This window comes from Acinetobacter sp. YH12097 (assembly GCF_013419225.1).
GTDB lineage: Bacteria > Pseudomonadota > Gammaproteobacteria > Pseudomonadales > Moraxellaceae > Acinetobacter > Acinetobacter amyesii.
Window position 1 is genome coordinate 19,829 of the sequence record NZ_VPAN01000040.1, and the last position, 7,303, is coordinate 27,131.

Genomic DNA, 7,303 nt, shown 5'->3' on the forward strand with positions numbered 1-7,303 from the left:
GAATGCACCAATGTTAAAGCTGTTCAGGGACAAACACGATCATCCTCTGGGTGAGGTGTTTAACCGCTATTACTGGCTGCAAATCGGATTCATTGCCTTGTCTGTGGTGATTGGGATTGGCTTCAGTGCCTGGGTAATTAAAGGTTCTTTGCTCAGAACGGCGCTAGAACAGGAAATGTCTCACTACTGGCAACGATTAGAACGTAATCCTGCCGCAGAATTGCCCGACACCAAAAATCTGTATGGTTACCGCTGGAACACTGTGCCACCACCCCAATTTAAGACTATGCAGCTTGAGCAAGGAGTGAATCGGCATTTTGTCGATGGCAAGGAGCGCATGACTGTGTATGGTGAAAAAGACGGACAGCATGTGCTGCTGGTGTTTGGCGAAAGCAACGTCAACAAGCTGGTGTGGCTGTTTGGTCTGGCACCGCTGATGGTCAGCCTGTTTGTGCTATATAGTGTGCTGTGGTGGTGGAACCGTCGGGCCCGGCGCTATTTTTCCCCGATTACCCGTCTGGCCAATGCGCTGGAATATATCGACTGGGAACATCAGAAAAATCAGGCTTCGCCTTTTCAGGACATCCGCACCGACTCTAATCTGGAAGCTGAATACCTCAAGCAGGCGCTGGAAAAATATCATCAGGTATTAAGCGAATTTATTCAGCGTGAGCGTGAATTTACCGGAGATGTCAGCCATGAGCTGCGCACGCCACTGACCATTTTAAAAGGCAATGTGCAGCTGTGTCAGGCACGCTATGGCGACAACAAGTCCTTTACCCGCCTGCATAACACCATTGAAGACATGCAGCTGCTGGTCGATACCTTGCTGGCAATTGCCCGCAATACCACCAACACTTTAACTGCTGAACCGACCATGCTTTCAGAATGTCTGGACAATCTTGTGCAGGATCTGGAGAGTGTCAGTCATAACAAAGGCATGCAGATAGACCTGCAAAAAGACCTCGATGAACAGCCGCGTAAACTTTATCCATCCATGACCAAAATGGTGTTTGGCAATATTCTGCGCAATGCGCTGAACTATTCACAGGGCACAGAAATTGATGTGATTATGGAAAAAAATAAAGTACTGATTGCTGACAATGGAGTCGGCATGCCTTTACCTAACAATTCTAAAGTTCAGGAACTGTCTGGTCAGCAGCTACAACTGGAAATCAAAGGGCATGGTATTGGATTGCAATTGGTGCAAAAGCTATGCAAACAGCTAGGTTGGCGTGTGGAGCTGTTTGACAGGCAATATTATCTTGACACTCATCAGAATGTTGATCTAGCAATGACCACTGGACTGATTGTTGTTGTGTACCTAAATTAGGCTTCATCTTCGAAAGCAATCTTTAAACCAATCCCAGATATGGTGTGAATCAGCTTTTGTTCAAAGGGTTTATCGACCATTTTGCGTAAATTATAGATATGACTGCGCAGAGCATCACTTTCTGGCTCTTCGTCACCCCAAAGCTGCATCATAATTTCCTGTTTGGTCAGTACTTTAGGAGAATGTCGCATTAGTAGCTTCAAAAGTTTAAACTGAATCGGAGGCAATTCAATGTTCTGCCCAGCTCGAGTTAGCTGTTGTGTTGCTGGGTCCAAAATTAGGTCATGAATTTGCAGACGACTGCTAGATACTTCACCCAGGGAACGTTTGATCAGGGCCTTGACCCGAACCACTAGCTCGTTAAAGTCAAAGGGCTTGACCAGATAATCATCCGTGCCGGAATTGAAGCCTTTAAGTTTGTCATCCAAGGTATCCCGAGCGGTAAGCATCAAGACAGGTAAGTCCAACCCCTCTTCATTGCGTAACCACTCGCACAATTCATAACCAGAACCATCAGGCAAATTAATGTCTAGTAGCAAGATATGGTAGCGTTGCTGTTTCAGTAATTGTCTAGCAGCACTCAGATTGCGGGCATGATCGACCACAAAGCCATGTTCTTCCAGAAACTCGCATAGGGTAGAGGCCAGTTCATAATGGTCTTCAACCATCAGGATAAAATGTTTCGACATAGCGGCAGATACTAATTTAATAATTGCTGTTTTAATTTAGCACTAAATGGCTGGGGACCCAGCCATATATTAAAATATTGTTGTGCCAGAGGATGTTTAAGCTGCCCTAAACTTTGCTGGTTCAAAGATAAGCTCAGGGTCTGTGTAGCCTGGTTGTATTTTAAACGGTACAGGTCGCCTGATCTGACCGGACGATACAAATCAGTGATTGGGTTGAATAGAGCATGTATTTTTGCGTCTTTAACATTACGTTTCAGTAAATGTGTGGCCGCACGCTTAAATGCCCATTCCGGAATATTTTGTGTATAGGAAAAGTCCATCTGTATATTTTGTTTTTCCCAGGACTGGCTACAGTTTTGTGCAAAATAACTGGCCATACCGACCTGTTTTTGACCCACCATCAGCGGACCATTGCCGCAATGATTCAGGCTTTGTGCCTGGGCCCATGGACTGAAGCTACATCCCATCACTAACGCCGTGCTGATCGCTATTTTTTGAAAGGCAGTAGCCATGAGTAGACTCCTCCAACATAAGGCAGGGAACGGTACAGGCCATTCGCAGGGTCCCAGAAATCCTGCTGGAAAATAATCTTGTTGTTTTCGTTAATCTTGATTTCACTGATACCGTAAGAGTCCATACTGCGGGTCGTGCCGAACATTTTAAAATCATAGGTCATATGCCAGTGCACATAGGCAGAGTCCTGATGATATGAAGCGTTTAACAGCTTGACGCTGACCTTGCTGACCCGTTTGTTCATGCCTTGAAAGTGCTCGAGTAGATTTTGACGGGATGAAAATTGCGATAGCGTATCGTTAATAAACAGCTGGTCGGCATACAGTGCTCCAGCATTTTCAACGAATTCAGGTGTGCCCAAGGTATTAAAGGCTGAGGTAAAGCGGAGGCCGATATCCTGAGCTTTAGCCTGATCCAGCGCTATCCCCTGAATACCATTTCTGGATTGGGCGTAATCGGCTGAATAACTGGGAATACTTTTACATCCGGCTAACAACAGAAGCGGCAAGGATAAGGCTGTAGCAGTTAGTGTTTTTACAAGTCTCATCATCAGTGTCCGTATGAAGTGTATGTTTATACCTTAGGCAGCACAGCGTGAACAGAATGTGAAATAGACGTTATAGATGAAGCAATTGAATAGAATTTTTCAAATCAAAGATTAAATGGTTAACTTTTTTCTTCGGCCATTAACCAATCAATGATATTCATAACATCACGATTTTCGTTATTTTTTCTGACCATTGCATAAAAATTATAGTCACAATAGATAAAACCAAAAGGGGCAATGATCTTTCCATTTAACATTTCTTTTTCTACTAGAATTTGAGGTGCTATGGCAATTCCTAACCCAGACACGGCAGCCTCTATCATTAAATTCAGACTATCAAAATAACGGTCATTGGATTTTGGGCAAAAGCTTATTTGAAACTGATCAAACCATGTATGCCATGCACTTTTATTTGAGTGGGTATGAAGTAATGGATAGTTTAAAAGATCATTTACGGAATGAAGAAGATTTATTTCACGATTACAAATAGGACCCATGTTATCGGGAAATAACAGATATTTATTCAAAAAGTTAGGAAGTAGATGATTCTCACTGATGCTATTGATCAATATGTCAACTTTCTCTTTTTCTAATAATTTTAACTCATTACATGTCATTAATTTGATATGGATATTGGGATAAATGACTTCGAGCTTTTCTAATCGGGGAATCAGCCAATTTGCCATAAAACTATGAGAAGCGCCTATTACCACCTCTACCTCTGATGTTTTATTTGTTAACTCAAAGACACATTGTTCTAAACGATTAAAAAATTGCGTACAAACGAGCGATAATTCTTCGGCGTCCGCCGTCAGAGAGATGGTCGAGGAATGTCGAATAAACAATTTTTTATCTAACCATTCTTCTAACTGCTTTATTTGATGACTAATCGCACTATGGGTGACACATAATTCTTCGGCAGCTAAGCTGAAACTTTTATTTCTGGCGACAGCTTCGAAAGCTTTTAAAGCATTAAGAGGAGGTAATGTTCTGCGTTTCATGTTGTAAAATTTTCTAACATCATCAGCTCAAAATATATCAATTATCATCAAAATGAAAATATTTTAAGATCGAACAAGTTTTGATAGTAAAAGAGATATGAGATGACAACCCCTTATACAGATAATGGTCCTGATGACTTAGGATTTTTTGGTAAATTTGGCGGATGTTACATGCCAGAGAGCTTAATGCCAGCACTTCAAGAATTAGAGCAAGCCTTTAATACTGTTCGGCACAAACCTGAATTTTGGGCTGAATATCAGCAGATTTTAACGGACTTTGTTGGTCGTCCTAGTCCTCTTTTTTATGCAAAAAACCTAACAGCTTATGCAGGCGGCGCTCGAATCTATCTCAAGCGGGAAGATTTGAACCATACGGGTGCGCATAAGATCAATAATTGTGTTGGGCAAATCTTATTAGCCAAATTTATGGGGAAAACCAGAATCATTGCAGAAACGGGTGCTGGACAACATGGTGTTGCTACAGCAACGATTTGCGCGCTTTTTAAGATGAAATGTACCATTTTTATGGGAGAAACAGATATTCAGCGCCAACAAATGAATGTTGAACGCATGAAATTACTCGGTGCTGAAGTCAGAAGTGTTCAAAAAGGTCGTGGGACTTTAAAAGATGCGATGAACGAAGCATTACGTGACTGGATTCGTCATGTGGATACAACCTATTACCTGTTGGGTACTGGCGCAGGCCCTCACCCATATCCGACGATGGTCAGAGAATTTCAGAAAATTATTGGTCTAGAAGCCAGAAACCAAATACTGCTCAAAGAAAATAAATTGCCGGATGCTTTGGTTGCTTGCGTTGGTGGTGGATCAAATGCATTAGGGTTGATGCATCCCTTTCTAGAAGACCTGAATGTCAAAATGTTTGGCGTTGAGGCAGGTGGAAAAGGAACACATACTGGTGAACATGCCGCCTCTATTTGCAAAGGTCAAGTCGGTGTGCTACATGGCAATTTAACCTATTTATTACAAGATTTAGATGGGCAGATTTTAGAGGGGCACTCTATATCAGCTGGCTTAGATTATCCTGGTATTGGCCCTGAACATGGCTTTCTGTTTGAAACAGGACGTGTTACATATACGACTATAACCGATCAAGAAGCCGTAAATGCATTTCAGCTTTTAAGCCAACAGGAGGGCATTATTCCTGCGCTTGAGAGTTCTCATGCAATTGCGTATGCGATTCAACTTGCTCAAGAAATGCAGCCAGAACAGATCATTATTGTCAATTTAAGTGGCAGAGGTGACAAAGACTTAAACACGGTCAAAAAATATCTTGCAGGAGCTACAGCATGAACCGTCTAGATCAAAAATTAGAGCAATTGAAACTGGAAAATCGAAGCGGTCTGGTCTGTTATTTTACTGCTGGAGATCCTAATTTTACAGAAAGTTGTCGTTTGTTAAGCCAATTGGGTCAAGCAGGGGCTGACATTATTGAAGTGGGTATTCCATTTTCTGATCCAGTAGCAGATGGAGAGATCATTCAGGCAGCGCATCTTCGGGCTTTAGATGCAGGTCTAACGGTAAAACAGACCATTGAGTTGGTAAAAGTAATCAGGCTGCATGATGACCAGACACCAATAATTTTCATGACTTATTTAAATCCGATTATGCAATATGGTTTTGAGACACTTATCGCCGAAACAGAAAATCTTATAGATGGAATATTGATTTTAGATGCTCCATATGGATATCGAGAAAAATTTGAGGTGCAATTAAATGAAAAAAATATGCATTTAATTGCAATGACCGCGCCGACGACCCCAGTTGAAAGGTTAGAGCAAATTTCAGCGCGCGCGACAGGGTTTTTATATCATGTTGCAGAAAATGGATTAACAGGAGGAGACTTCAATTTATCTAATCTTGAGAAAAAGATGACTGAAATTAAGCCGATTTTTAATATTCCTGTTGCAATTGGTTTTGGGATCAAAAATGAAAGCCATGTTAAAGCACTAGCCAATAAAGTAGATCTTATTATCATTGGCTCAGCGCTTGTCGATACTTTTTTTAATAAGGGAATGAATGCGACTTTAGAAAAAGTGATGGTTTTTGCACAGATACTGAGACAAAATAAAGAATAGTCAGGCACCTTTCATAAATCTTCTTTAAACCATAATTGAATATAAAACAATATTTTATCTTGGTCTTCTCCCGAAAGGGAGATAGAACTTTATACGTGGATATTTTTCTAAAAGTGATCGCTTTTAAAAATCACTATTATCATATAGATGTGACATGCGTTTTTGCTTTGTTTCTAGATAAGCTTTGTTAAAGATATTTAAACCAACTTTTAAAGGAATACGTTCAACAACATTAATTCCTAAATCAGTTAAAGATTTAATTTTAAGGGGATTATTTGTAATGATTTTTACATTCTTTATTTTTAAATAATCTAACATAATGGTACACATGTCATATTTACGAGCATCTGCTGGTAAATTTAATAATAAATTGGCTTCAAGAGTATCATGTCCTTGATCTTGAAGTGCGTAAGCTCGAATTTTATTGGTTAGTCCTATGCCGCGACCTTCTTGGCGTAAGTATAAGATCACACCTTGACCTGCATCATTAATCATTTTCATGGTTGAATGTAATTGGGGGCCACAGTCACATTTGAGTGAAGCAAAAGCATCACCTGTTAAGCACTCTGAATGTATTCTGACTAGTACAGGTTGATTTGGACCAGCATTCATCCCTTTAGTAAGAGCGATATGTTCTTCACCAGTACGTTGGTCTTGAAACGCTATAATTTCAAAATCGCCAAACGCAGTAGGTAATTTTGATTTAGAAACAAATTCTATAGCCACAGAAGAATACACCTATATAAATTTATATTTGATACAATTTACTTAATCTATCTTAAAAGCATTGGCCGAATTTTTTGCAGTTATAAATTTCAGCGTTTTACTCTCAATTAAAGAGTATGTATCTGATAGTGAATTTTATGTGAAATGTTATTTAGAATATTTTTATTAGCGTTCTGCTTTGTTGCAAAAACACTCAAAAGCTGAGGCTTGTCTAAACCATCAATATTTAAGATAAGTTGGTTTTTTTTGTATAGTTAATTAAATTTATTAGATTTCTTTCATAAGTCATTTTTCACTCAGCTCCAAGTTATAAATTCCAGCAATTAGATTGAATCTTAATGCTAGTCTTTTGCCTCGATTGCGATATCGCTCAGCAAGAATTTTGAAGGTTTTCA

At 40.0% G+C, this 7,303-nt stretch carries 8 protein-coding genes and 1 pseudogene; 3 read left to right on the top strand and 6 right to left on the bottom strand.

Annotated features, from left to right (window positions below; genetic code table 11):
- The first annotated feature begins 10 nt into the window (after window positions 1-10).
- Window positions 11-1,333 (top strand): sensor histidine kinase, encoded by a 1,323-nt coding sequence (locus FTU37_RS13855; protein ID WP_373683932.1) that lies wholly within the window; start codon window positions 11-13, stop codon window positions 1,331-1,333.
- On the opposite strand, the gene FTU37_RS13860 is transcribed toward FTU37_RS13855, so the two are convergent.
- From FTU37_RS13860 to FTU37_RS13875, 4 genes are all read right to left on the bottom strand, one after another.
- Window positions 1,330-2,022 (bottom strand): response regulator transcription factor, encoded by a 693-nt coding sequence (locus FTU37_RS13860; RefSeq protein WP_005177281.1) that lies wholly within the window; start codon window positions 2,020-2,022, stop codon window positions 1,330-1,332. The genes FTU37_RS13855 and FTU37_RS13860 overlap by 4 nt on opposite strands.
- A gap of 11 nt (window positions 2,023-2,033) precedes the next feature.
- Window positions 2,034-2,534 carry a chalcone isomerase family protein gene (locus FTU37_RS13865; protein WP_180124502.1) on the bottom strand — a complete coding sequence of 167 codons (501 nt, stop codon included), beginning with the start codon at window positions 2,532-2,534 and terminating at the stop codon, window positions 2,034-2,036.
- Window positions 2,510-3,082, bottom strand: coding sequence for a nuclear transport factor 2 family protein (locus FTU37_RS13870; protein WP_180011955.1), 573 nt, complete (start codon window positions 3,080-3,082; stop codon window positions 2,510-2,512). Before FTU37_RS13870 ends, FTU37_RS13865 begins: the two co-directional genes overlap by 25 nt.
- A 119-nt stretch (window positions 3,083-3,201) precedes the next feature.
- Window positions 3,202-4,083, bottom strand: a complete 882-nt coding sequence (locus tag FTU37_RS13875) for a LysR family transcriptional regulator (RefSeq protein WP_180124503.1) — start codon at window positions 4,081-4,083, stop codon at window positions 3,202-3,204.
- Between the two features lie 102 nt (window positions 4,084-4,185).
- Here FTU37_RS13875 and trpB point away from each other — a divergent pair, with 102 nt between their 5' ends.
- Window positions 4,186-5,397 (top strand): tryptophan synthase subunit beta, encoded by a 1,212-nt coding sequence (gene trpB, locus FTU37_RS13880; RefSeq protein WP_180124504.1) that lies wholly within the window; start codon window positions 4,186-4,188, stop codon window positions 5,395-5,397.
- Window positions 5,394-6,182 (top strand): tryptophan synthase subunit alpha, encoded by a 789-nt coding sequence (trpA, locus tag FTU37_RS13885; RefSeq protein ID WP_180088373.1) that lies wholly within the window; start codon window positions 5,394-5,396, stop codon window positions 6,180-6,182. Before trpB ends, trpA begins: the two co-directional genes overlap by 4 nt.
- A gap of 123 nt (window positions 6,183-6,305) precedes the next feature.
- On the opposite strand, the gene ribA is transcribed toward trpA, so the two are convergent.
- Both ribA and FTU37_RS13895 read right to left on the bottom strand, forming a co-directional pair.
- Window positions 6,306-6,908, bottom strand: coding sequence for a GTP cyclohydrolase II (ribA, locus tag FTU37_RS13890; RefSeq protein WP_180124505.1), 603 nt, complete (start codon window positions 6,906-6,908; stop codon window positions 6,306-6,308).
- Between the two features lie 285 nt (window positions 6,909-7,193).
- Window positions 7,194-7,303 (bottom strand): annotated as a pseudogene (locus tag FTU37_RS13895) (IS5/IS1182 family transposase); the annotation flags it as partial.